The organism is Grimontia marina (genome assembly GCF_900060185.1).
GTDB lineage: Bacteria > Pseudomonadota > Gammaproteobacteria > Enterobacterales > Vibrionaceae > Enterovibrio > Enterovibrio marinus.
In genome coordinates, this window is the sequence record NZ_FIZY01000002.1 from 130,981 (window position 1) to 152,291 (window position 21,311).

Annotated in this window: 21 protein-coding genes; 13 read left to right on the top strand and 8 right to left on the bottom strand. The window is 47.9% G+C overall.

Translation table 11 applies throughout. From position 1 onward, the window contains the following. The first annotated feature begins 50 nt into the window (after nt 1-50). From GMA8713_RS02125 to xni, 3 genes are all read left to right on the top strand, one after another. On the top strand, nt 51-1,607 hold the full coding sequence (locus GMA8713_RS02125) for a GGDEF domain-containing protein (RefSeq protein ID WP_062705290.1): 1,557 nt from the start codon (nt 51-53) through the stop codon (nt 1,605-1,607). A 208-nt stretch (nt 1,608-1,815) separates the two neighbouring features. Beyond that, the gene (gene ppnN, locus GMA8713_RS02130; RefSeq protein WP_062705291.1) at nt 1,816-3,186 is read left to right on the top strand and encodes a nucleotide 5'-monophosphate nucleosidase PpnN; all 1,371 of its coding nucleotides are present in this window, start codon (nt 1,816-1,818) and stop codon (nt 3,184-3,186) included. Nucleotides 3,187-3,249: 63 nt separating this feature from the next. After that, nucleotides 3,250-4,020, top strand: coding sequence for a flap endonuclease Xni (gene xni / locus GMA8713_RS02135; RefSeq protein ID WP_062705293.1), 771 nt, complete (start codon nt 3,250-3,252; stop codon nt 4,018-4,020). 50 nt (nt 4,021-4,070) lie between these two features. Here the strand turns inward: xni and rlmM are convergent, their stop codons facing one another. The 4 genes from rlmM to GMA8713_RS02155 are packed head-to-tail and all read right to left on the bottom strand — an operon-like array spanning nt 4,071 to nt 7,104. Continuing rightward, complete coding sequence (gene rlmM / locus GMA8713_RS02140; RefSeq protein WP_062705295.1) at nt 4,071-5,138, bottom strand: 23S rRNA (cytidine(2498)-2'-O)-methyltransferase RlmM; 1,068 nt, start codon at nt 5,136-5,138, stop codon at nt 4,071-4,073. A 57-nt stretch (nt 5,139-5,195) separates the two neighbouring features. Beyond that, nucleotides 5,196-5,570: a DUF423 domain-containing protein gene (locus GMA8713_RS02145; RefSeq protein ID WP_062705297.1), complete on the bottom strand. Its 375-nt coding sequence runs from the start codon at nt 5,568-5,570 to the stop codon at nt 5,196-5,198. After that, a complete protein-coding gene (locus GMA8713_RS02150) occupies nt 5,567-6,202 on the bottom strand; it encodes an alpha/beta family hydrolase (RefSeq protein WP_062705299.1) in 636 nt (211 codons plus the stop codon). The genes GMA8713_RS02145 and GMA8713_RS02150 overlap by 4 nt, the downstream gene beginning before the upstream one ends. Continuing rightward, the gene (locus GMA8713_RS02155) at nt 6,199-7,104 is read right to left on the bottom strand and encodes a transcriptional regulator GcvA (RefSeq protein ID WP_062705301.1); all 906 of its coding nucleotides are present in this window, start codon (nt 7,102-7,104) and stop codon (nt 6,199-6,201) included. The genes GMA8713_RS02150 and GMA8713_RS02155 overlap by 4 nt, the downstream gene beginning before the upstream one ends. 385 nt (nt 7,105-7,489) lie before the next feature. Between GMA8713_RS02155 and GMA8713_RS02165 the strand changes: the two genes are divergently transcribed. The 6 genes from GMA8713_RS02165 to phaC all read left to right on the top strand — a co-directional run bounded on the left by GMA8713_RS02165 (nt 7,490) and on the right by phaC (nt 13,983). After that, nucleotides 7,490-8,713, top strand: a complete 1,224-nt coding sequence (locus GMA8713_RS02165) for an aminotransferase class V-fold PLP-dependent enzyme (protein WP_062705305.1) — start codon at nt 7,490-7,492, stop codon at nt 8,711-8,713. Nucleotides 8,714-8,752: 39 nt separating this feature from the next. After that, nucleotides 8,753-9,178 (top strand): cysteine desulfurase sulfur acceptor subunit CsdE, encoded by a 426-nt coding sequence (csdE, locus tag GMA8713_RS02170; protein WP_062705307.1) that lies wholly within the window; start codon nt 8,753-8,755, stop codon nt 9,176-9,178. Nucleotides 9,179-9,729: 551 nt separating this feature from the next. Next, the gene (locus GMA8713_RS02175) at nt 9,730-10,470 is read left to right on the top strand and encodes an SDR family oxidoreductase (RefSeq protein WP_062705309.1); all 741 of its coding nucleotides are present in this window, start codon (nt 9,730-9,732) and stop codon (nt 10,468-10,470) included. Between the two features lie 16 nt (nt 10,471-10,486). Then, nucleotides 10,487-11,698 carry an acetyl-CoA C-acetyltransferase gene (locus tag GMA8713_RS02180; RefSeq protein WP_062705311.1) on the top strand — a complete coding sequence of 404 codons (1,212 nt, stop codon included), beginning with the start codon at nt 10,487-10,489 and terminating at the stop codon, nt 11,696-11,698. A gap of 49 nt (nt 11,699-11,747) precedes the next feature. Next, nucleotides 11,748-12,095: a phasin family protein gene (locus GMA8713_RS02185; protein WP_062705313.1), complete on the top strand. Its 348-nt coding sequence runs from the start codon at nt 11,748-11,750 to the stop codon at nt 12,093-12,095. A 64-nt stretch (nt 12,096-12,159) separates the two neighbouring features. Further along, nucleotides 12,160-13,983 (top strand): class I poly(R)-hydroxyalkanoic acid synthase, encoded by a 1,824-nt coding sequence (phaC, locus tag GMA8713_RS02190; protein WP_062705315.1) that lies wholly within the window; start codon nt 12,160-12,162, stop codon nt 13,981-13,983. A 60-nt stretch (nt 13,984-14,043) separates the two neighbouring features. Here phaC and tcdA read toward each other — a convergent pair whose 3' ends face one another. Both tcdA and GMA8713_RS02200 read right to left on the bottom strand, forming a co-directional pair. Beyond that, on the bottom strand, nt 14,044-14,844 hold the full coding sequence (gene tcdA / locus GMA8713_RS02195; protein WP_062705318.1) for a tRNA cyclic N6-threonylcarbamoyladenosine(37) synthase TcdA: 801 nt from the start codon (nt 14,842-14,844) through the stop codon (nt 14,044-14,046). Nucleotides 14,845-14,920: 76 nt separating this feature from the next. Next, nucleotides 14,921-15,826 carry a LysR substrate-binding domain-containing protein gene (locus GMA8713_RS02200; protein WP_062705320.1) on the bottom strand — a complete coding sequence of 302 codons (906 nt, stop codon included), beginning with the start codon at nt 15,824-15,826 and terminating at the stop codon, nt 14,921-14,923. A 123-nt stretch (nt 15,827-15,949) separates the two neighbouring features. Here GMA8713_RS02200 and GMA8713_RS02205 point away from each other — a divergent pair, with 123 nt between their 5' ends. The 3 genes from GMA8713_RS02205 (at nt 15,950) to GMA8713_RS02215 (ending at nt 19,202) form a co-directional block, all read left to right on the top strand. Beyond that, nucleotides 15,950-17,269 (top strand): aspartate aminotransferase family protein, encoded by a 1,320-nt coding sequence (locus GMA8713_RS02205; RefSeq protein WP_062705322.1) that lies wholly within the window; start codon nt 15,950-15,952, stop codon nt 17,267-17,269. 9 nt (nt 17,270-17,278) lie between these two features. Next, nucleotides 17,279-18,112, top strand: a complete 834-nt coding sequence (locus GMA8713_RS02210; protein ID WP_062705324.1) for a beta-keto acid cleavage family enzyme — start codon at nt 17,279-17,281, stop codon at nt 18,110-18,112. A 121-nt stretch (nt 18,113-18,233) separates the two neighbouring features. Then, nucleotides 18,234-19,202, top strand: a complete 969-nt coding sequence (locus tag GMA8713_RS02215; RefSeq protein ID WP_062705326.1) for a TAXI family TRAP transporter solute-binding subunit — start codon at nt 18,234-18,236, stop codon at nt 19,200-19,202. Between the two features lie 65 nt (nt 19,203-19,267). Here the strand turns inward: GMA8713_RS02215 and mltA are convergent, their stop codons facing one another. Then, nucleotides 19,268-20,350, bottom strand: coding sequence for a murein transglycosylase A (gene mltA / locus GMA8713_RS02220; protein ID WP_062705363.1), 1,083 nt, complete (start codon nt 20,348-20,350; stop codon nt 19,268-19,270). A gap of 235 nt (nt 20,351-20,585) precedes the next feature. Between mltA and GMA8713_RS02225 the strand changes: the two genes are divergently transcribed. After that, nucleotides 20,586-20,807, top strand: a complete 222-nt coding sequence (locus GMA8713_RS02225; RefSeq protein WP_062705328.1) for a hypothetical protein — start codon at nt 20,586-20,588, stop codon at nt 20,805-20,807. A gap of 3 nt (nt 20,808-20,810) precedes the next feature. Here GMA8713_RS02225 and GMA8713_RS02230 read toward each other — a convergent pair whose 3' ends face one another. Beyond that, complete coding sequence (locus GMA8713_RS02230) at nt 20,811-21,089, bottom strand: DUF2850 domain-containing protein (protein ID WP_232314322.1); 279 nt, start codon at nt 21,087-21,089, stop codon at nt 20,811-20,813. Nucleotides 21,090-21,311: the final 222 nt, after the last annotated feature.

Here is a 21,311-nt window from a genome sequence, read left to right on the forward strand (position 1 = left end):
TTGCAGACTTTTATGCGCTGCTCTGGAGATTGGAGATGTAGTCGCGTTTTATGTCCAACTTCTCGTCAGATGACGATGTCATCCTATTTAAAGAAAAGTTGCAGCATTCCCAGCTGGTTTTCCGTGATTTGGCACTTAAATCACGGCGCGAAGCGACGATCCTGAAACGTCTCATTTCACGATTAGTTGCCGCCTCCCAAGTGCATGACGATCCGCTTCTCAGCGAACGACTCTCACAAATCAGACGCGAGCTTGACTCTCAGGAAGATGTCAGTAGATTGATACCGCAGCTTGCATTGGTAGAGAGAATGGTTAATAGACACAATCAGGCAACGGAACGTGCCAAAGACTCGCTGGAATGCCAATTCCAGCAAAGTGGGGAAACGCTTAAATGTCTGCCAGGCCTGCCTGCGCAATTAAAACGCGATTTGCGTACCCTGTTGACCACCCCTGCCGCAGAACAAAAAGGTAGCACCGATAAAATCGTTGCACTGCTTCAGCTATATGAACGCGCCTTAAAGCTGCTCTCTCTTCCATCTAGTGGTCACAGCGCCCGCGATCTCCTGAACATTGACCGGATCAACCAGCTTTGCAGCGAACTTCAACACCTGATCACCGAACTCGACTTTGATGGTGAAGTCGGCGATAGATTATTGGATATCAGAAGCCGCCTGCTGCTGTCGCCGGACGCCCAAACCTTGCTTGAGCTGACCCTTGAATCGGTCCAGCTTATCCTTGACGGCACACGTAACGAGCGCAAAGCCTCTCAAGCCTTCCTTTCACAGCTCAATGACGATTTGTCGATTCTACAGCGCCACAATGGCCGCTCTATCGACAACTCACAGGCCATTGCTACCCAGCGCAGTTCGCTCAATGAGGAATTGGCCGCATCAGTTGACTCTATCCACAACCATCTTCAGGAAGCGGAGTCGCTTGAAGAGCTGAGACCGAACCTGTCTCAGGTCGCCGTAAACCTTGCTTCTCTGGTTGCGCGTAACCGCGAGTTGGAAGAGCGCGAACAGCTGTTGATGGAACAGTTGCAGCACAACGAACAGAAGCTTGAGGCTCTGTATCAACAGACAATGGATTACCGTCGCCGTCTTGGCGATCAGGAGCGCAAGCTGCTGCTTGACCCTCTGACCAAAGTTTACAACCGTGCTGCCCTTGATGACCGCCTGGAACATGAATACCGCTGCTGGGTTCGCTACCAGACACCTTTCTGTCTGGCGATGATCGATATAGACCACTTTAAGAGTGTGAATGACCAATACGGTCATTTGGTCGGTGACAAAGTGCTGAAAGTGGTTGCCCGCACGGTCCACCAGTGTCTACGCGATACTGACTTTATCGCCCGTTTCGGGGGAGAGGAGTTTGTAGTACTATTGCCAGATGCGGATGAAGACACCCGCAAAGCACTGTTGAACAATGTGCGTGAAACCGTTTCAAAACTGCCATTCAAGTTCAAAGATACCCGCTTGACCATTACGGTTTCAATTGGTGCCAGCCTGTTCAAAGATAACGACAATACCGTTGATGTGCTGGAGCGTGCTGACAATGCGCTTTACAATGCTAAACACAACGGCCGCAACAAACTGGTGTGGGCATAGTCGGTCTGCTATCAATTACCTACTCTCTTTTCTTACCCTACAGCGTTTTTATTTTTTAATACCTGAGCTGGCTAAACCGCTTTTCTGTGTGTATGGTTAATTAACACACTGATTTTTAAACCATTGAAAATAAATTCTGATAAAACGAAATGGTGTCACCTACACCCTCCCTCTAATACAGTGTGCTTTCTCTACACAGGAGGTGATTATGATCACTCACATCAGCCCAGTCGGGGCAATGGATCTTCTTTCCCAGCTTGAAGTAGACAGACTGAAAGATACTGCTAAAAGCGACCTCTACCGCCTTTACCGCAACTGTTCGTTGGCGGTGTTGAATTCTGGCAGCCACACTGACAGCTCCAAAGAGCTGCTGGAAAAATATAAATCCTTTGATATCCGCGTAATGCGCCGTGAACGTGGCGTGAAGCTTGAGCTCATAAATCCACCTGAACATGCTTTTGTGGATGGCCGCATTATCCGCGGTATCCAGGAGCATATGTTCTCAGTGTTGCGCGACATCATTCATGTCAATGTACAACTGGAACATGCCAAGGTTTTTAACCTGACCAATTCCAGCCATGTTACTAACCTGATTTTCGATATCCTACGCAATGCCAAAACGCTGGTGCCGGGCAAAGATCCGAATCTGGTGGTTTGTTGGGGCGGTCACTCCATTAACCCTATCGAGTACCAATACACCCGCGAGGTCGGCCATGAACTTGGCCTTCGAGAACTGAACATCTGCACCGGTTGTGGACCCGGCGCGATGGAAGGCCCAATGAAAGGGGCAGCGATTGGTCATGCTAAACAACGCGTTAAAGGCAGTCGCTTCCTCGGCTTGACCGAGCCTTCCATCATTGCAGCTGAACCACCAAACCCTATTGTGAATGAACTGGTGATCCTGCCGGATATTGAAAAACGCCTTGAAGCCTTTGTACGTGTTGGGCATGGCATCATTATCTTCCCGGGCGGTGCGGGTACAGCAGAAGAGTTACTGTATCTTCTTGGTATTTTGATGCACCCAGATAACGCTGACCAGCCAATGCCTGTGGTTCTCACTGGGCCAAAAGAAAGCGCCAATTACTTCCGCGTCATTGATGAGTTCATCCGTGATGTAATTGGTGAGGAGGCCACCAAGTACTACCAAATCGTCATCGGCGATCCGGCAAAAGCGGCGCGTATCATCAAGCAAGGTATGCCTGCGGTAAAAGAGCACCGCCAATCAACGGGTGATGCCTACTCATTTAACTGGTCACTGAAAATTGCGCCTGAATTCCAACTGCCGTTCGAGCCGACCCATGAAAACATGGCAAACCTCGATCTGCACATGAATCAGCGTCCGGAACTACTGGCTTCGGCGCTTCGCCAAGCCTTCTCTGGCATTGTTGCCGGTAACGTGAAAGAGGAAGGTATTAGGGAAATTGAGCGTAATGGCCCGTTCAAGATCAATGGCGATGCCGTGCTGATGAAGAAGATGGATAAACTCCTTCGCGGGTTTGTGGAGCAGCAACGCATGAAGCTGCCCGGCTCAGAATATATTCCCTGTTACGAGATCGTTCAGGGCTCTGATGGGCGATAGGCTTTCATTTATCTCTCAAGCAATTAGAATGGCCCCAACGGGCCATTTTTATTTGGGTAATCCATGTCAATTCACCTTGTCATCATTGATGCCATGAACCTCATCCGCCGGGTGCACGCTGCGCAGCCAGATCCGGAAGACATCGCTTCAACCATCCAAGTTTGCAACCGTGCTTTGACCAAGATTATCCGCTCTTCAGAACCCACCCACATTGTCGCTGTGTTCGACCATACAGAGCAGGACAGAGGCTGGCGGGCTGAGCTGGTTCCCGAATACAAGCAAGGCCGAAAACCCATGCCAGAAGCGCTACAAGCTGGACTGGATAAGATTCAGGATGCGCTTTGGGATATCGGCATTGATTCCCTGCTTTCGTCCGGCGATGAAGCCGATGACATGATTGCAACTCTCGCGATCAAAGTCGCCAGCCGAGATGGTCAGGTCACCATCGTTTCTACCGATAAAGGCTATTGCCAGTTACTGCAACCAACGCTGCGCATACGCGATTATTTCCAGCAACGCTGGCTCGACAGTCCGTTTATTGAAAAAGAGTTTGCCGTTCAGCCTCAACAACTGACTGATTATTGGGGGCTGACAGGCATTAGCTCTAGCGGTGTTTCTGGCGTGCCAGGTATTGGCCCCAAAACCGCAGCTACCCTCCTGCAGCGTTATGGCAACTTAGAACAACTTTATGCAGCTGAAGATGTTGAGCCCAAATGGCAGAAAAAGTTGGACGGAACAAAAGAACTGGCACTTCGTTGTAAGCAAGTCGCGACGTTGAAAACAGATATAACGCTGGGTTTTAACCTTCAGGATATCCGCTACACTGCCCCCTAACTCTTACAGACCCCAAATGCGAAGAAGGCGGCCGATTGGCTGCCTTCTTGTTATTTCAGTACACGAATATGAACTGTAATTTCTTCACGGTCGTGATAAAGATGCTTCGCCTGCATCTCAAATTTCACACCGTTTTCAATCAGGAACTTTTTCAGGTTCTGCAGATCGTCTTTTACCTGATCGAAGCGGCGGCTCATCGGCAATTTAAGGTTAAAAATGGTCTCTTTCGCCCAACCTTGAATTAACCATTCCCCCATCAACTGTGCCACACGGTAAGGCTTTTCAATCATGTCACACACCAGCCAGGTCACGTTCTTACGTGGTGGCTCGAACTTAAAGCCGTCAGCAGCATGGTATTTCACCTGCCCGGTTTCCATCAGGCTTTCCGCCATCGCACCGTTATCCACCGCGTGAACGAACATTGAGCGTTTCACCAGTTGGTACGTCCATCCCCCAGGACAAGCGCCAAGGTCAACCGCCCACATGCCGGGTGCCAGTCGCTCATCCCACTCTTCACGTGGAATAAATGCATGGAAAGCTTCTTCCAGCTTTAACGTCGAACGGCTTGGCGCATCCGCAGGGAACTTCAAGCGATGGATACCCATGTAGTGTGTTGAGTTGTTATTCGACAGTGAGTAGCCGACAAAACAGCAGCCCGGCGCGGTGAAACACACATGCAGCACCGGCTTTTTAGGGTTGTCTTTTGCCAGCAATACACCGCGTTTACGCAACGCCTGACGCAATGGCACAGTGAATTTTCGGCAGAATTTCAGCAGCTCTTTTGCTTGCGCGGTATCTGGCGTTTCTACGCGGATATCACCACATTTAGGCAGCTCTCCGCCGAGCGCAAGAATTGGTGAGATACGGTCACCCGGATCCAAATCGTTCAGGGTATCCACCACAACAATCATCTGACGCGCAAAAATCAATGAGGTCAGCGGCAGCGTCTGAAGCAGTTTTTCTGCATCGCCTTGCTGGTAACACTCAAACAGCACGTAGCCAGTGTTTTTTTCCACACGTGGAAAACCATACACTTCGACTCCTGTCGCTTTGTCCTGAATCTCACCCGCACACTCTTTTTCAAAGCCCTGGCGGCAATACAATAAAATCTGGTTCATCTCTGGCCTGTTACCTATAAAAATGACGCGACATTATGATGAAGCAGGGTGCTAAACTCAAGCTTTGCGCCAGAGTGTGACAGCAGCGAGGAACCATCCCACTAAGAAGCTGGTACCACCAAGTGGCGTAACAGGCCATAGCCATCGCCAATCTGTCAGCGCCAAACCATACAAGCTGCCACTGAAACAAAGCATACCGATGGCAATAAACCCGCAAGCAAACGAAAGCATACGTTGAGGTTGGATATGATTCCAAAACCCCAAGGCGATTAATGCCAGAGCATGCCAGAATTGATACTGCACACCCTTTTCGATAATAGAGAGCTCATAGGCGGGAAGCTGCGCTTTTAAGGCGTGAGCTGCAAACGCCCCAAGTGCCACTGCAATACCAGCAAACACACAACCAAGCGAAGCGTATTGGCGCCCAGTCATTGGCACACCGCTTTGATAAAAGCCACGATGTAATCAGCTGCCATCTGACGGTTACCGGTTTCGGTATGACCCGATGCTTTTCGAGGTTTAAAGCTGTGGTCACCATCAGGAATAAACGTCAGGGTGACCTTATCTGACAATGGGTAGCCTTCCAGCTCAGCACGTTTACCGAAAGTGTCTCGTTCCCCCTGCAAGATCAGTGTGGAAAGTGACAAATCGGCAAGATGCTCGCCCTTGTCTTTTTCAGGCTTACCTGGCGGGTGAAAAGGAAAGCCGAGACAGGTTATGCCTTTTAATCCCTCGACATCAGCGAGGTGGCTCGCCATTCGTCCCCCCATGGATTTACCGCCAATTACCGTCTTCTCTGTGCCATATTCCGCAATCACTTGTTTGAATGCTTCGAGTAACTTAGGCGCGCGGTCTGGCGGACGCTTCTTACCATCTTCGGCACGTTTGACCATGTAAGGGAAGTTAAAACGCACAACGCGGATGCCATGAGCGGCAATCATTCCAGCGACTTCCGCCATAAAATCATGCTCCATGCCTGCTCCGGCGCCATGTGCAAAGATAAAAGTGTGTTCGGCTGACGCTGAGCCATCAATCAACACGCTTGGTTCCAAAACATCATTCATGCAGAAATACTCTCCTGTTCAGCAGCAGCTTTCGCCAATACCCATTCTCTAAATGCAGCAATACGGCCTGAATCCACATCTTTTTGTTGGCTAACAAGATAAAACGCGTTCTTACTCATCAAGAAATGCTCAAACGGACACACTAGTCTGCCTGATTCCAGCTCTGGCTGAGCCAGTACATTGTTACTCAACGCAATGCCCTGCCCGAGCGCAGCAGCTTGAAGCACCATGGTGGAGTGACTAAAAATCGGGCCATAGTTTAGATTAATATCACTAATCTGATAGTACTTGGCATAAACTTTCCAGTCTTTTCGTGTTCTATCGTGAAGCAAAGTATGATGCTTCAAGTCTTCCAGACTATGCAGAGGCTTGGGCCCATTGAGCACGGCTGGACTGCACACTGGCAGCAGAAACTCTGGATATAGCTCATCACAGCGAAGTCCCGGCCAGTTTCCCCGACCATAGTAAATCGCCACATCCACATCGTCAGTCAGAGAACCATCTTCCATGTCTACCGCTTTGATGCGAACATCAACCTCGGGGTGTTGCTGGTTAAAATCCGCCAAGCGAGGTACCAACCATTGAATCGCAAAACTTGGTGGTAAGCTAATAGTGAGCGCGCCTTTAGCACCGCGTTCCAAAACTCTGTCTGTAGCGTCAGCCAAAGAAGTAAATATATCCTTGATATCAAGAAAATAACTCTGCCCTTCTTCTGTCAATAAAAGCGAGCGGTTACGACGACGAAAGAGCTTTAACCCCAGAAATTCTTCCAGCGCTTTAATTTGGTGACTGACTGCAGCTTGCGTAACAAACAGCTCTTCAGCCGCGCGGGTAAAACTCAAATGACGTGCTGCGGCTTCAAACACACGGAGTGAATTGAGGGGGGGAAGACGTCGAGCCATTGTGCGTCCTTAATGAATTAGTTTTTCTAATGCACAGTATTATAAATTGTCGATTGTTCTGGCTCCAGAGAAAACCTATAGTTTGCTCGCACCACGGGATTATCGTTTCCTACGTACGATAGATTTTGTGGTTGCGATGTTGTGTTTGCATATTTCGGCAGTGCCGAAATTCGGTAGAAACATCTACCTTTCATACTTGCTATATTTTTTGAGCCCTATCAATCAAAAAATTTGTCGTAGCACTGAGCTGATTGCCCAGTGCTTTTTTTTTGCTCCTCATTTCGCCCTGAAACCAACTTAGAACTATTACTTTCTCTTGAGTTAACATCACTAAAAGGCGATCATTCGGTTCCATCAATCGTGTCAGTGAAGTGAAGCCGAGATCATGACCAACCGCCATTTTGACGTGAACATTACCCGACGTGATTTTCCATCGCTGGCACAGAAAATACATGACAAGCCACTGGTTTATCTGGACAGTGCAGCCACGTCTCAAAAGCCACTGGCAGTGATAGAAAGCATCAGCCAATATTACTCTGGTGCCAATGCCAATGTGCACAGGGGCTCCCACTCACTAACCGCATCGGCAACCAACCGTTTTGAAACCGCCCGTAAAACCGTCGCTGATTTTCTAAATGCGCCGGTTGAAGGTATTGTCTGGACACGTGGAGCGACAGAAGCGTTAAACCTTATCGCCCAAAGTTATGCCCGCCAAAACCTGGACCAAGGCGATGAAATCATCGTGACTGAAATGGAACACCATGCCAATATTGTTCCCTGGCAGTTAGTGGCAGAGCAAACTGGTGCAAAAGTAGTGAAATGGCCAGTAAATACAAAGACTTGTCAACTAGATCTGGCAGAGCTCGATAACCTTCTCACACAGAAAACCCGAATGGTGTGTATTGCTCATATCAGCAATGTGACTGGTACCAGAAATCCTGTGGAAACAGTTATTGAAAAAGCTCATCAGGCTGGCGCGGTTGTCGTGGTTGATGGGGCGCAAGCAGTCGTGCATGAAAAGATTAATGTGACAGCGATGAATCCTGATTTTTACGTTTTCTCTGGACACAAGCTGTTTGCCCCAGCGGGTATTGGTGCACTTTATGGAAAGCCGTCATTGCTTGAAGCTATGCCTCCCTGGCATGGAGGTGGAAAAATGGTGGAGAAAGTCAGTTTTTCAGGTACCCAATATGCGCAGTCCCCAGCAAAGTTTGAGGCGGGTACACCTAATGTAGCAGGCGCTATAGCGCTCGGCGAAGCTATCCATTGGCTCAGTAGCATAGATAGGAAAGGAGCTGAAGCACATATCGCCGCCCTTCAAAACCAATTGATCGAAGGCATCCAGGGAATCGAGAATTTACGTGTTGTCGGATTGCAAAATGGTGCCAGTGTGGTCGCTTTTAACATTGATGGTGTCCACCACTCAGACATTGCAACCCTGCTTGACCAACAAGGCGTTGCGGTGCGCTCAGGCCATCATTGCGCACACCCGCTGATGAATGCACTTGGCATAAACGGGTGTGTTCGTATATCTATCGCGCTGTACAACACCAAAAAAGACATTTCACACTGTGTTGCTGCCATTCAGAAAGCCAGTGATTTGCTTTAAAATATAGACAATTTTGTTTCCTGACCATTGAGCCAACCCATGACAAGTACATTGCCATCACACCCATTTGGTACTGACATTTCTACTGACGACATTTTGAATGAGATATCGAAATGCAGAAGCTGGGAAGATAAATACCGTCTGGTTATTCAGATGGGAAAAAAGCTGCCAAACATGGACGAAACATTAAAAGAAGAAAGTATTTCCGTGCCTGGCTGTGAAAGCAAAGTTTGGCTTACATGGAAAAAATGCGAGGGAGTCTACTTTTTTTCCGCAGATTCAGACGCGAGAATTGTTAAAGGTTTGTTATCAATAATTCTAGCTGCCGTCGAAAGAAAGCCTAAAGAAGAGATCCTGGCTTTTGATTTCGAAAGCTATCTAAAAGCCATGGATCTTCTGAGTCATATAAGCCAATCCAGAAGTAATGGTATCCGCGCTATCATCAACCAGCTAAAAGCCTTATAAAACCTGACTTTTAGCGGTATTTTTACCACAAATTCACAGCCTTACCTGACCACTTTACCGTACAAGTAACACTTTAAACCTGAGAGCTTGGTCAATTATTCTGTGTCTATATTTGCAGAATTAGAAGTTACCTCCTTAAATTCACCTGATGTATTTTTAAGCAGACTAAATAACTCTTTATTGTATCAACAAAGAGGGGTCAAAATAAGAAAACTGCTTATTAAACACAATCTCTACCTAATTAGATCTGAACAAAAACCATAAATTAACATAACGTTAACTTATGGCGTTTTGTTGTAGATCAAGATCTTGTTTCTATAATTCTCTCCGAATTCCTTTTGCCTTACTCATGAGATTGTATATCTTTAAGTCCGGTGGTCATAAAACCATCACACATAATAATTATTCTAAGCTCGAGACTAAATGAGTTTCCATAGTCTCAACCCTTACGCGCTAAAACTAATAAATTACAGGTGCCTGTATTTTTGGATAACCAAATGCAGTTACAGGGGTCAAAGTTCAATTGCTTGTTGTTAAGAATGGAGTCAACAATGAAGAAACTCGCGCTCATCACCGGTTCAAAAGGTGGTATCGGCTCGGCGATCACAGAAAAATTGGTAAGTCAGGGCTATCGCGTAATTGCTACCTACTTCACCGGAAATCTGCAGTGCGCTGAAGAATGGTTTGAAGAGAAGAAATTCAACTCAGATCAGGTACGTCTCTTCGAACTGGATGTAACCAGCACAGCTGACTGTGCAGAGCGTCTCCCCAAGCTTCTTGAAGAAGAAGGCACTATCGATGTTGTTGTGAACAACGCCGGTATCACACGTGACGGCCTTTTCAAGAAAATGGCAGCGGATAACTGGCACGCAGTTATCGATACCAATCTCAATAGTCTTTTTAACGTAACCCAACCTCTTTTTGCCGCTATGTGTGAAAAAGGCGGTGGCCGAGTCATCAATATCTCATCAGTTAACGGCTTGAAAGGTCAGTTTGGTCAAACCAACTATGCAGCAGCGAAGGCTGGCATGATCGGTTTCACCAAGTCACTGGCATTTGAAGGTGCGAGATCAGGAGTGACTGCCAATGTCGTTGCCCCAGGCTACACAGCAACCCCAATGGTAGAAGCCATGCGCGAAGAAGTGCTGGAGTCTATCAAAGGCGAGATTCCAATGAAGCGACTGGCCCGTCCAGAAGAAATTGCCGATGCGGTCGCGTATCTTGCTAGTGATGCTGGTGCTTACATCACTGGGGAAACGCTGTCGATCAACGGCGGCTTGTACATGAACTAACTGGGAAAGGTTAAAAATGGAAACAGTGTATATTGTCGCGGCTAAGCGTACCGCGATAGGCGCATTCACAGGTTCTCTCAAAGATGTTCCAGCAGGAAAGCTGGCAGCATCTGCTATCAAAGGCGCTCTGGAAGCAGGCAATGTTACTCCAGACGCCATCGATGAAGTGATTCTCGGCAACGTTGTCAGTGCTGGTCAAGGCATGGGTATTGGTCGTCAGGCTGCCATCTATGCTGGCTTACCGGAAACCGTTCCGGCTTATGCTATTAACATGGTTTGTGGTAGTGGCATGAAAGCGGTTATGGATGCAGTTGCTCACATCCGCTGCGGTGACGCAGACGTTGTCGTGGCAGCAGGTGTTGAGAGCATGTCTCAAATCCCGTTTGCAGCGTCAGGCTCCCTGCGCGGCGGACAGAAAATGGGCGATATCGGCCTCAAAGATCTTCTGATCAGTGATGGTCTGACTGACGTCTACAACCAATATCACATGGGCGTTACCGCTGAGAACGTGGCTGAACTCGTAGGCTTAAACCGCGATCAACAGGATGCGTATGCTCAGCAGAGCCAACAAAAAGCCGTTGCAGCTATAGAAGCTGGCCGTTTCAAAGATGAAATCGTGCCGGTTGAAGTAAAGCAACGTCGCCAAACCGTCACTTTCGATACTGATGAATACCCTAAAGCAGACTGCACGCAAGAAGGTTTGGCGAAACTTCGCCCAGCGTTTAACCGCGAAGGCACAGTCACAGCAGGTAATGCATCAGGTCTTAACGACGGTGCCAGCGCAGTCGTAGTAGCTTCTGAATCTGCGGTTAAGCGTCTTGGTCTGAAACCGTTGGCAGAAATCACCAGCTATGCGCAAGTTGGGTTAGATCCAAAAATCATGGGCCTTGGCCCTGTAGGTGCTGTAACAGAAGCTCTGAAAAAAGCAGAGCTGTCTATTTCCGACGTGGATCTGTTTGAGCTCAACGAAGCCTTCGCTGCTCAGGCGCTGGGTGTTGTTCACCAATTGGCGGACACTCACAACGTAAGCACTGACAGCATTTTGGACAAGGCAAACGTCAATGGTGGCGCAATCGCATTGGGCCACCCACTCGGTGCATCAGGTAACCGCGTCTTGGTTTCACTGATTCATGAGTTGGAAAAACGCGGAGGCACATACGGTGTTGCTTCGCTTTGCATCGGCGGCGGCATGGGTACGGCAGTTGTCGTGAAACGTGCCGACAGCTAAGAACGTTAAACCCCCCTTGGATCTAATTAATACACTTAGGAGAAACACCATGTACACAGATATGTTTAAAGCATTCTCTGAGCAAACTGAAAAAACGCTGGCACCTTACGTTAAGTTTAACAAACTGGTCGCTAAGAACGTTGAGACTCTGACTGAACTTCAACTGAGCGCAGTAAAAACTTACAGTCAAATGGGCCTGGCACAAGTTAAAGCAGCAAGTGAAGTGACTGACGTAACTTCTATGACTGCTTACAGCAGCCAACAACTGGCAGCGCTGACCAAGCTGTCTCAGCAAATGATGGATGACAGCGCGAAGCTGCAATCTATCGCGAAGGAGTTTAAAGACGATCTGGAACAACTAACTACCGAAAACCTGAAAGCTGCTCAACCAGCTTAATTTTAGGTAGGCCCGCCCTCTCGTTGCAGAGGGCGGTGTTGTTTCCGATCAAGAGGGTTTACACATGTATCAGAACTTCTTCTCGGACTACCTTGTAAAACTCCAAGAGAGTAACCAGCAATGGTGGAAGGATCTTGAGCAAGGCAAGGCAGCCGTAAGTACTCCCCTGAACAAAGCCATGCAAGAGCAGAGTCTTGAAGATACCGCAAAACTTCTTGAGGGCGCTGCAAATCAACCTGCCGCGATGCTGCAAATACAAATGCAGTGGTGGGAAAAGCAAATGCAAATTTGGCAAAACGTTGCGCTAGCGGCAAACAAGGAACAAATTGTTACGCCGGAGAAAGACGACAAACGTTTTCAGGACAAAGGCTGGCAGGATGAAGTGTTCTATAACTTCATCAAGCAATCGTATCTTCTGTTTGGTCGTACCTATCTGGAAACCATCAATGCGGTTGAAGGGCTGGATGATAAAGCAAAAGAACGTCTGAACTTTTTCTCTCGTCAGGCAATCAATGCCATGTCTCCGAGCAATTTTGTGGGTACCAACCCAGAACTGCTCAAGCTAACGATGGAGAAAAATGGCGAGAACCTGGTGAAAGGCCTGCAAAGCCTGCAAGAAGATATCGAGTCCAGCTCTGATATCCTCAAAGTACGCATGACCAACAACAACGCATTCCGTATTGGTGAGGACGTTGCCAATACACAGGGTGATGTTGTGTTTCAGAACGAACTTTTCGAACTGATCCAGTATCGTCCACTGACTAAAACAGTCAACGCAACGCCGCTGCTGATCGTGCCGCCGTTCATCAACAAGTACTACATCCTCGACCTTCGCGAGAAGAATTCGATGGTGCGCTGGTTGGTTGAGCAGGGTCACACCGTATTTATGATGTCTTGGCGTAACCCAGGTGTTGCGCAAAAAGACGTCGAATTCGGCGACTATGTGACGGAAGGCGTTGTGAAAGCCGTATCTGCGATTGAAGATATTACCGGTCAATCACAAATCAATGCGGCAGGTTACTGTATCGGTGGCACTGTGCTAGCAAGTACCATCGCGTACTATGCAGCCAAACGTATGAAAGCTCGCATCAAGTCTGCATCTTTCTTCACCACGTTACTCGACTTTGCGCAACCAGGTGAAGTAGGTGCTTACATCAATGAAAGCTTGATCAGTGCCATCGAGATGCAAAACACGGCGCGTGGCTACATGGATGGACGCTCTTTGAGTGTCACTTTCAGCCTGCTACGCGAAAATAGCCTTTACTGGAACTACTACATCGACAATTACCTCAAGGGTAATAGCCCTGTAGATTTCGATCTTCTGTACTGGAACAGTGACAGCACCAACGTTGCCGCGGCTACGCACAACTTTATGCTGCGCGAGTTGTACCTCAATAACAAGCTGGTTCAGGACAAAGGCGTGAAAGTGGGTGGTGTTTGGATTGATTTGAACAAAATCAAGGTCCCTACCTACTTCATCTCAACCAAAGAAGACCATATTGCTCTTTGGCAAGGGACTTACCGCGGCGCACTCAATGTGGGTGGCAACAAGACCTTTGTATTGGGTGAGTCTGGCCACATTGCTGGCATCGTGAATCACCCAGCGAAAGGCAAATATGGTTATTGGGTAAACAGCGAACTGAGTGAGTCAGCTGACGAATGGTTTGAGTCTGCGGATCACAACTCAGGTTCGTGGTGGACGCATTGGGATGAGTGGCTCTCTTCTTACAATCCGAAGGAAAAGATCGAGCCTTATCCACAAGGCTCAGAAAACTTCCCTGTGATCGGTATTGCACCAGGTGACTATGTGAAGGAAGTACTTCCGATTCAACCGGAAGCAGAAGAAAAGCCAGCAGCCAAAAAGCCTCGCGCTAAAGCTGATGCTTAATCGCTAGAAAACGAAGAAGGCCGCGAAGATTCGCGGCCTTCTTTTTTATCTTAATGCAGTTTATTTTTTCGCTGTCAGTTTGGCGATGATGCGCGAAACAGCAACAAAACCAAAGGTTGCAGTAACCATGGTTGCAGCGCCAAAGCCACTGGCGCAATCCATTCGCTTCGGGCCTTCTGCCGTCGCTTTAGTTTCACACACTGAGCCATCAGGCTGGGGATACTTCAACTGCTCGGTCGAGAACACGCAATCAATACCAAACTTTCGCCCTTGTGTTTTGGTGAAGTTATGGAAACGGCGCAGGTTATTACGAAGTTTTGCCGCCAGCGGGTCCTGAATCGTTTTAGTCAGGTCAGCGACCTGTATTTGCGTCGGATCGATTTGACCGCCCGCACCGCCGACAGTAATGATTTTGATTTTGTTGCGCTTACAGTATGCCAGCAACGCAGTTTTTGGCTTGATGCTGTCGATGGCATCCAGCACATAATCATAATCTTTGGTGATGTACTCAGGAATATTGTCTTCCGAGATAAAATCATCAATCAGATTTATTTTACAGTCGGGGTTGATTGCGCGAACACGTTCAGCCATCACTTCAACTTTGCTCTGACCCACAGTGCCGGACATCGCGTGAATTTGGCGGTTGATATTGGTGACACACACGTCATCCATATCAATCAAGGTCAATTCCCCGATACCACTTCGAGCCAATGCTTCAACGGCCCATGAGCCCACACCACCGATTCCAATCACGCACACATGCGATTGGCGAAGGACCTCAAGCTTAGTAGCGCCATACAGACGGCGAGTACCGCCAAAGCGTTGCTGATAGCTTTCAGATGCAGGTTGAGTCGTTGCCATAATAATTTGCTCTATTTCTCGATTGCCGACGTGGATTGCGGGTTATACTCGCTTGAACGCAAAATGTCCATTGCCGTCACGCCGTCTTACATTCCCCTACTGTTGGCAGCAGTTCCTGCTTCAACCAATCTATAACCTGTTTTACTGGTCCCAGCCTTCGCTTATATCCATGGCTGAAAAGGAAGTAGCCATAAAGACTATTAAAGCTAAGCGAAAGAGGGTTGCTTACGTCTCCACGCTTTAACGCTTCCCGGATAAGGAATTGAGGGATCAATGCCATTCCTTCATGGTGTTTAACCGCCTCCAATGCCATATAAAAGTGCTCGAAGCCCGTCCCATATGTCGGGCCACTTGGAGCTACATCCAACTCATGCCAAAACTGGTTCCAGATTTGGGGACGTGTAATGTGGCTAATCGCATTCAAGGGCAACAAATCATCAATCGATTGGGTATTTTCAACCAATTCTGGTGATGCCACTAGCATCAACCTTTCACGGATCAATAACTCCGCTTCCTCTTCATGGGTTGATAATGGCAGGCAGTGGATCGCGATATCACTTTGATAGAGGTTCTGACTGTCTGATGTCACACTCGCCCTCACTGCAAGCTCAATATTGGGGTAAGCATTCCTAAAGGCCTTTAACCTCGGAACCAGCCACATACTCGCCAAAGAAGGTGGTACCGAAACTTCGATGCGGCTTTTCGTTTCGGAAGTTTGCATAACAGTAGAAGTCGCATACTGAAGGTTTTCCAGTGCCTCCACAACAGAAGGAAGATACCGCCTCCCCGCTTCTGTCAGCTCCACTTTCCCTCCTGCGCGTTCAAACAGAGAACACCCCATTAATTCTTCCAGATGAAGAATTTGTTTGCTTATCGCACTTTGCGTCAGGTTCAACAGCTTTGCTGCTTTTGAAAAGCTCAGTGTCTGCGCCACGACCGTGAAAGTTCGCAAGGTCTTCATTGGCGGAATGGGCATAGCCATATATTGTCCCTATGAATTTTTGGCATACCCTCTGAATTTATATCGTTTGCTGTTCAATTTCCAACCTGTCCATACTGAGTAATATAAGAACAAGTTTTAATCAATAAATAGCTCAAGGAAATCATGACAAACATACTACAAAGACACTGTCATTCAGAGTTACCTGTTATCGCAAGTGGTAATGGCGTATTTCTAATCGACAGTGAAGGACGTCAGTACCTCGATGGATGCGGTGGTGCAGCGGTATCCTGCCTCGGCCACAGTCATAATGGCGTGTTGGGTGCAATCGAAAACCAGTTGCGTACCATTCCATTTGCTCATACCAGTTTTTTTACCTCTCCAGCAGCTGAAGAATTGGCAGCGCGTTTAGCAGACAAAGCACCCGGCCCACTAAACCATGTTTATCTGGTCAGTGGCGGTTCTGAAGCAGTCGAAGCGGCCTTAAAAATGGCGCGCCAATATTTTCTTGAAAAAGGCGAAACCTCGCGGACCCGCTATATCGCGCGCCGACAGAGCTACCACGGCAACACACTGGGTGCACTAGGTGTTGGGGGTAATATGTGGCGAAAAGAGCCGTTCGCTCCACTGATGCACAATGGTGAGTTGATTGCACCATGTTATGCCTACCGTGATAAGAGCAACGACGAAACCCATTTCGAGTATGGCCAGCGTATCGCGAATGAGTTGGAAGAGCGACTACTCGCTGTTGGCCCGGAAACTGTCATTGCATTCGTGGCCGAGCCCGTTGTCGGAGCGACCGCTGGCGCGCTGGTGGCTGAGAAAGGCTACTTCAAACGCATCCGCGAAATTTGCGACAAATATGGTGTGCTGCTCATCCTTGATGAAGTGATGTGTGGTTGTGGCCGCACTGGCACCTATTTTGCGTATGAACAGGAAGATATCGTGCCTGACCTCGTGACCATGGCAAAAGGGCTGGCTGCTGGCTACCAACCTATTGGTGCAGTCATGATCCACGACAACATCTACAATGCGATTTTCCACGGCAGCGGATATTTCCAGCATGGGCACACTTTTATGGCTCACCCTTTGGCATGTGCTGCTGCCTGTGCCACGCTTGATGCGTTAGATGCAGGTGTTCTTAGTGAAGTGACTGAACGGGGACATTATCTGGTCAAACAATTAAATCAGACGTTCGGCGATCACCCATATGTCGGGGATATTCGCGGAAGAGGTATGTTTATCGGGCTGGAATTTGTTGAAGACAAAGCGTCCAAAACATCGTTTGCCTCTTCACGTCCCCTCCATGCGCAAGTGAAGAAAACCGCCATGACAAATGGCCTGATGTGTTACCCCATGGGTGGCACGATTGATGGCAAGCAAGGTCATCACGTTTTGCTTGCACCACCTTTCATCATCACGCAGAACGAAATTGATGAGTTGGTGAAACGCTTGGCTATCACACTGGATAACGTATTCGCATAGGAAAATCGGGTGCAAAAAGGAAGAACTATTATCGTTGCGCCAAATGGTGCGCGACGCAGTAAGGATGACCACCAGCAACTGCCAATGACCATCGAAGACATGGCTGTGTGCCTGACGCAATGTAAAGATGCGGGTGCAGCGATGGCGCATATGCATGTGCGCAATGAGCAAGGCAAGCACTCGCTGGATGTTGGGCTAAACAGAGAGTGGCTCGTGGAAACACGGGCCCGTTTTGATTCCGACATGGTGATACAATTAACGACCGAGGCAGTAGGTCTCTATCAACCGGAAGAGCAGATGGCGCTGGTACGAGGCACCGAGCCAGAAGCAGTCTCCCTCGCCCTTCGCGAACTTCGCCCCAATGCTGCGTTTGAAAAAAACGCCAGCCGCTTCTTTTACGAGCTCAATGAGCGCTGTATCTATGTGCAATACATTTTGTATGATGCTGCAGATTTGTCGCTTTACTTTCAGATGGTTAATGACAGGATGTTGCCTAATAACGGTCATCACCTACTATTGGTACTGGGAAAGTACAAAAAAGACATGTTGTCAGTGCCTACTGATTTGCTCGAGTTTGATATTAAGCGTATAACCCGCGAGGAAATTTCGTGGGCAACCTGTGCTTTCGGTCAATATGAGCATCAATGTCTAAGCGCAGCGATATCATTAGGTGGAGATATACGCGTTGGTTTCGAAAATAACCTAATGAATTTAATGGGACAGTATGCGGATAACAATGCTGAACTTGTACAGCAAATCGCCGCTATGTCTCAAAACGTGGGTTTATATATCAACTCTGCGGAGGATTTAAGAAAAAATATCTTCCGTAGCTTTGAATCGTGAGGCGTATCTCTTGCGATCGAAAAACTAACTATCAGATAATTTCGGCGTAATATGGACTCACAAACTATTAACAGCGGCTTCTCACCGCGTTAGCAATCACATCATCGACAAGGACTAAAGCATGAAAGCGTTAAAACCAACTTTGGCCGCAATGAGCTTTGCAGCTGCTTTAACTGCCCTACCAGCACAAGCTAATCAATTCGTTACTATCGGTACTGGTGGTGTCACTGGTGTTTACTATCCTACGGGTGGTGCAATCTGCCGTTTGGTAAACAAAACCAAGAAAGAGCACGGTATCCGTTGTTCGGTTGAGTCTACCGGTGGTTCTATTTACAACATCAATACCATTCGTGCAGGCGAACTGGACATGGGTATCGCCCAGTCTGACTGGCAGTTCCACGCTTACAATGGTTCAAGCAAATTTAAAGACCAAGGCGCATACAAAGACCTGCGTGCAGTCTTCTCTGTCCACCCAGAACCGTTCACAGTTGTTGCGCGCGCTGACGCGGGCGTAAAAACATTTGATGATCTGAAAGGTAAGCGCATGAACGTGGGTAATCCGGGCTCTGGTCAACGCGGTACTATCGAAGTGCTGATGGATGAAATGGGCTGGACTATGGATGACTTCAAACAGGTTTCCGAGCTGAAAGCTGCTGAGCAGTCTAAAGCGCTGTGTGACAACAAAATTGACGCCATGGTTTACACAGTAGGTCACCCAAGTGGTTCAATCCAGGAAGCAACCACCGCGTGTGACAGCGTGATCGTTGAAGTGAATAACGCTGCATCTAACAAGCTGGTTGAAGCGAACGACTATTACCGTACTGCAACCATCCCAGGTGGCATGTACCGTGGTAACGATAACGACGTTCAAACCTTCGGTGTCGGTGCAACCTTCGTTTCTTCTGCTGAAGTGCCGGAGGACGTTATCTACAACGTGACCAAAGCTGTATTTGAGAACTTTGATGACTTCCGTCGTCTGCATCCTGCGTTCGCAAACCTGAAGAAAGAAGAAATGGTAGCTGACGGTTTATCTGCACCTCTGCACCCAGGCGCGGCGAAATACTACAAAGAAGTTGGCCTGATCAAATAAGTCACTTTTTATAAAATAGCAAAAGGCGGGTTCAGAACCCGCCTTTTTTGTCACTAACAACTTGGTTACGGCTTTGGTTGCTCTTTACTCTCAGAAGGCTTAGTCAGCTTCCACACACGACCGAAGTGTTTGTGATGGCCTGCTTTAATCCCCGCCTCTTCCCCCATACCATGGTATAGATCAAGATGGTTTTTCTTCACCGCACCGCCAGTATCCAAAGCCATCAGCAGCTTCAATACGTGCTGACCATTCCAGTTCCCCTCTTCATTAAGCTGAGGCACTTCAGCCAGCAGTACAGTGCCCATCGGTAAGAAGTCCCGATCGGCTGCCACTGAAGCACCAGACAACAGCGGGATCCCCGCAGTGCCAGTCACAGGATGCGCCGCCTTGGGAGCAAAGAAAACAAATGAAGGGTTTTGATTTAGCAGCTCCATCACAGTTGCTTCATCCTGCTGCGCTACCCAGTCTTTGATGGCTTTCAGTGACATTTTCTCACGTGGCACTTCGTCGCGCTCAATCAGCACTTTGCCAATGCTGACATAAGGGTGGCCATTTTTGCCGCCATAGGCAAAGTACTCAAGCTGGTCATTATCACCGAAGTGGATGAAACCACTACCCTGCACTTCCATAATGAAATTATCAATCAGTGAAGCGCTGTAACCAAGCTCCAGCCCCAATCCTTCTAACGCTCCGTTGTAAATATCTTCACGGGTAGGGCACTTTTCATCGCATAGAGGCATTGCATAAACCGGATAGCGAAACAATGCATTAGGTTTGTGGCGCATTTCAATCACAGGAGAGAAATAACCGGTAAACAGCACGTTGCCATAGCCGTCACCACCACCCATTTGCTCAAGGGAAAGACCATAATCGCCAAGTGTTGTCGGCTCACCGCTTTCAGCAAGCCAGGCTTTTACACTCTGATAAACCGCTTGGTTAGCCTCGCTCAAGGAAAGGGAACGGGATTCAACTTTTTCAAGTTGAGCTGGGAAAAGAGAATAATCACGCGCTTTGTCGGTAGCAACTTGCTCAACCGGGTTAAGAACATCATCAAAGCGTCCATCTATGTATTGTTGACCGCGGTCAGTAGGACGAACACAAGCGGCAAGGAGTAAAGAAATACCGACAACAGAAAGAGCTTTTTTCACAGGTGTACCTGAGTAAGAAAACAATAAAAAGAGGGTGACAGAACCCCACTCTTTCTGCAATCAAAAGGCGATATTGGTAGTATAAGCCCACAGTTTAACTGGGAGTTATAATGCAATCGAAAGCATATGCCCCAAAATTTGAAATGCTTTGTCACATTTCTGTCATAAAAATTCGTTTAAATCCGATAAAAAGAAAGTGTCTTAAAAATTAAACAAAACTGTCAGGGAGCTTTGGATGGACTTAAAAGTAGGGAGAAAGACGCTACTTGATACTGAATCTATTGAGTATCAATGGATTCGGACTTTGGCCAGCGACGGCAGTAGCGATGAGATGATCAATAACAGCATTCGCCGCTGCCTAGGCGGCAATGAGGATGTTGCAGATAGAATTCGCCGTGTCGCACTTGGGTTATGCCCGGTCACGGAGCTTCTCAGGGTTCTACCGACAAACTACTGATTGTCAGCGTTTGGTAAATGGCGTGCTGTAGTGATAAGGCTTTTCTCTCTGGAGTGTATTTCTGTCTTCAACGGTGTAGAGGTAAGTATTGTTACCGACTGTATAGATAAGTTTGCTGCCAGTATATTCATAGTGGCTGGTAGTTCGCGCCCCTTTAATATAAATACCGTCCTTCCGCACTTCAAAACTATCAGCCGCGTAACTTGGCACGCCCTGCTCCACCCATTCACCATAAATAGCTGTTGGGTCTGCCTCAGAGAAGATTGGAATGTCATTCGCCACGAGGTAGCCTATGGCCCCCGATATTAGCACGGCGAAGAGGACTAGAGATTGTCCGACAATACCCACAAATAAGGTCTCATTTTAGAGATGCATTCTCAATTACTATCAATACTATTATAAAAAGTACTTTAGTGCCGACCAAGTCAGGCATTCAATGTTTGAATCCGTATCACGACCCTTGCCAAACAAAGAATAATTAGTCACTATCTAAGCATATAAAAT

Excerpts from the sequence above, each read along its gene's own strand:
- GMA8713_RS02125 (WP_062705290.1), top strand. The coding sequence starts at position 51 with ATGTCCAACTTCTCGTCAGATGACGATGTCATCCTATTTAAAGAAAAG.
- ppnN (WP_062705291.1), top strand. The coding sequence starts at position 1,816 with ATGATCACTCACATCAGCCCAGTCGGGGCAATGGATCTTCTTTCCCAG.
- xni (WP_062705293.1), top strand. The coding sequence starts at position 3,250 with ATGTCAATTCACCTTGTCATCATTGATGCCATGAACCTCATCCGCCGG.
- rlmM (WP_062705295.1), bottom strand. The coding sequence starts at position 5,138 with ATGAACCAGATTTTATTGTATTGCCGCCAGGGCTTTGAAAAAGAGTGT.
- GMA8713_RS02145 (WP_062705297.1), bottom strand. The coding sequence starts at position 5,570 with ATGACTGGGCGCCAATACGCTTCGCTTGGTTGTGTGTTTGCTGGTATT.
- GMA8713_RS02150 (WP_062705299.1), bottom strand. The coding sequence starts at position 6,202 with ATGAATGATGTTTTGGAACCAAGCGTGTTGATTGATGGCTCAGCGTCA.
- GMA8713_RS02155 (WP_062705301.1), bottom strand. The coding sequence starts at position 7,104 with ATGGCTCGACGTCTTCCCCCCCTCAATTCACTCCGTGTGTTTGAAGCC.
- GMA8713_RS02165 (WP_062705305.1), top strand. The coding sequence starts at position 7,490 with ATGACCAACCGCCATTTTGACGTGAACATTACCCGACGTGATTTTCCA.
- csdE (WP_062705307.1), top strand. The coding sequence starts at position 8,753 with ATGACAAGTACATTGCCATCACACCCATTTGGTACTGACATTTCTACT.
- GMA8713_RS02175 (WP_062705309.1), top strand. The coding sequence starts at position 9,730 with ATGAAGAAACTCGCGCTCATCACCGGTTCAAAAGGTGGTATCGGCTCG.
- GMA8713_RS02180 (WP_062705311.1), top strand. The coding sequence starts at position 10,487 with ATGGAAACAGTGTATATTGTCGCGGCTAAGCGTACCGCGATAGGCGCA.
- GMA8713_RS02185 (WP_062705313.1), top strand. The coding sequence starts at position 11,748 with ATGTACACAGATATGTTTAAAGCATTCTCTGAGCAAACTGAAAAAACG.
- phaC (WP_062705315.1), top strand. The coding sequence starts at position 12,160 with ATGTATCAGAACTTCTTCTCGGACTACCTTGTAAAACTCCAAGAGAGT.
- tcdA (WP_062705318.1), bottom strand. The coding sequence starts at position 14,844 with ATGGCAACGACTCAACCTGCATCTGAAAGCTATCAGCAACGCTTTGGC.
- GMA8713_RS02200 (WP_062705320.1), bottom strand. The coding sequence starts at position 15,826 with ATGGCTATGCCCATTCCGCCAATGAAGACCTTGCGAACTTTCACGGTC.
- GMA8713_RS02205 (WP_062705322.1), top strand. The coding sequence starts at position 15,950 with ATGACAAACATACTACAAAGACACTGTCATTCAGAGTTACCTGTTATC.
- GMA8713_RS02215 (WP_062705326.1), top strand. The coding sequence starts at position 18,234 with ATGAAAGCGTTAAAACCAACTTTGGCCGCAATGAGCTTTGCAGCTGCT.
- GMA8713_RS02225 (WP_062705328.1), top strand. The coding sequence starts at position 20,586 with ATGGACTTAAAAGTAGGGAGAAAGACGCTACTTGATACTGAATCTATT.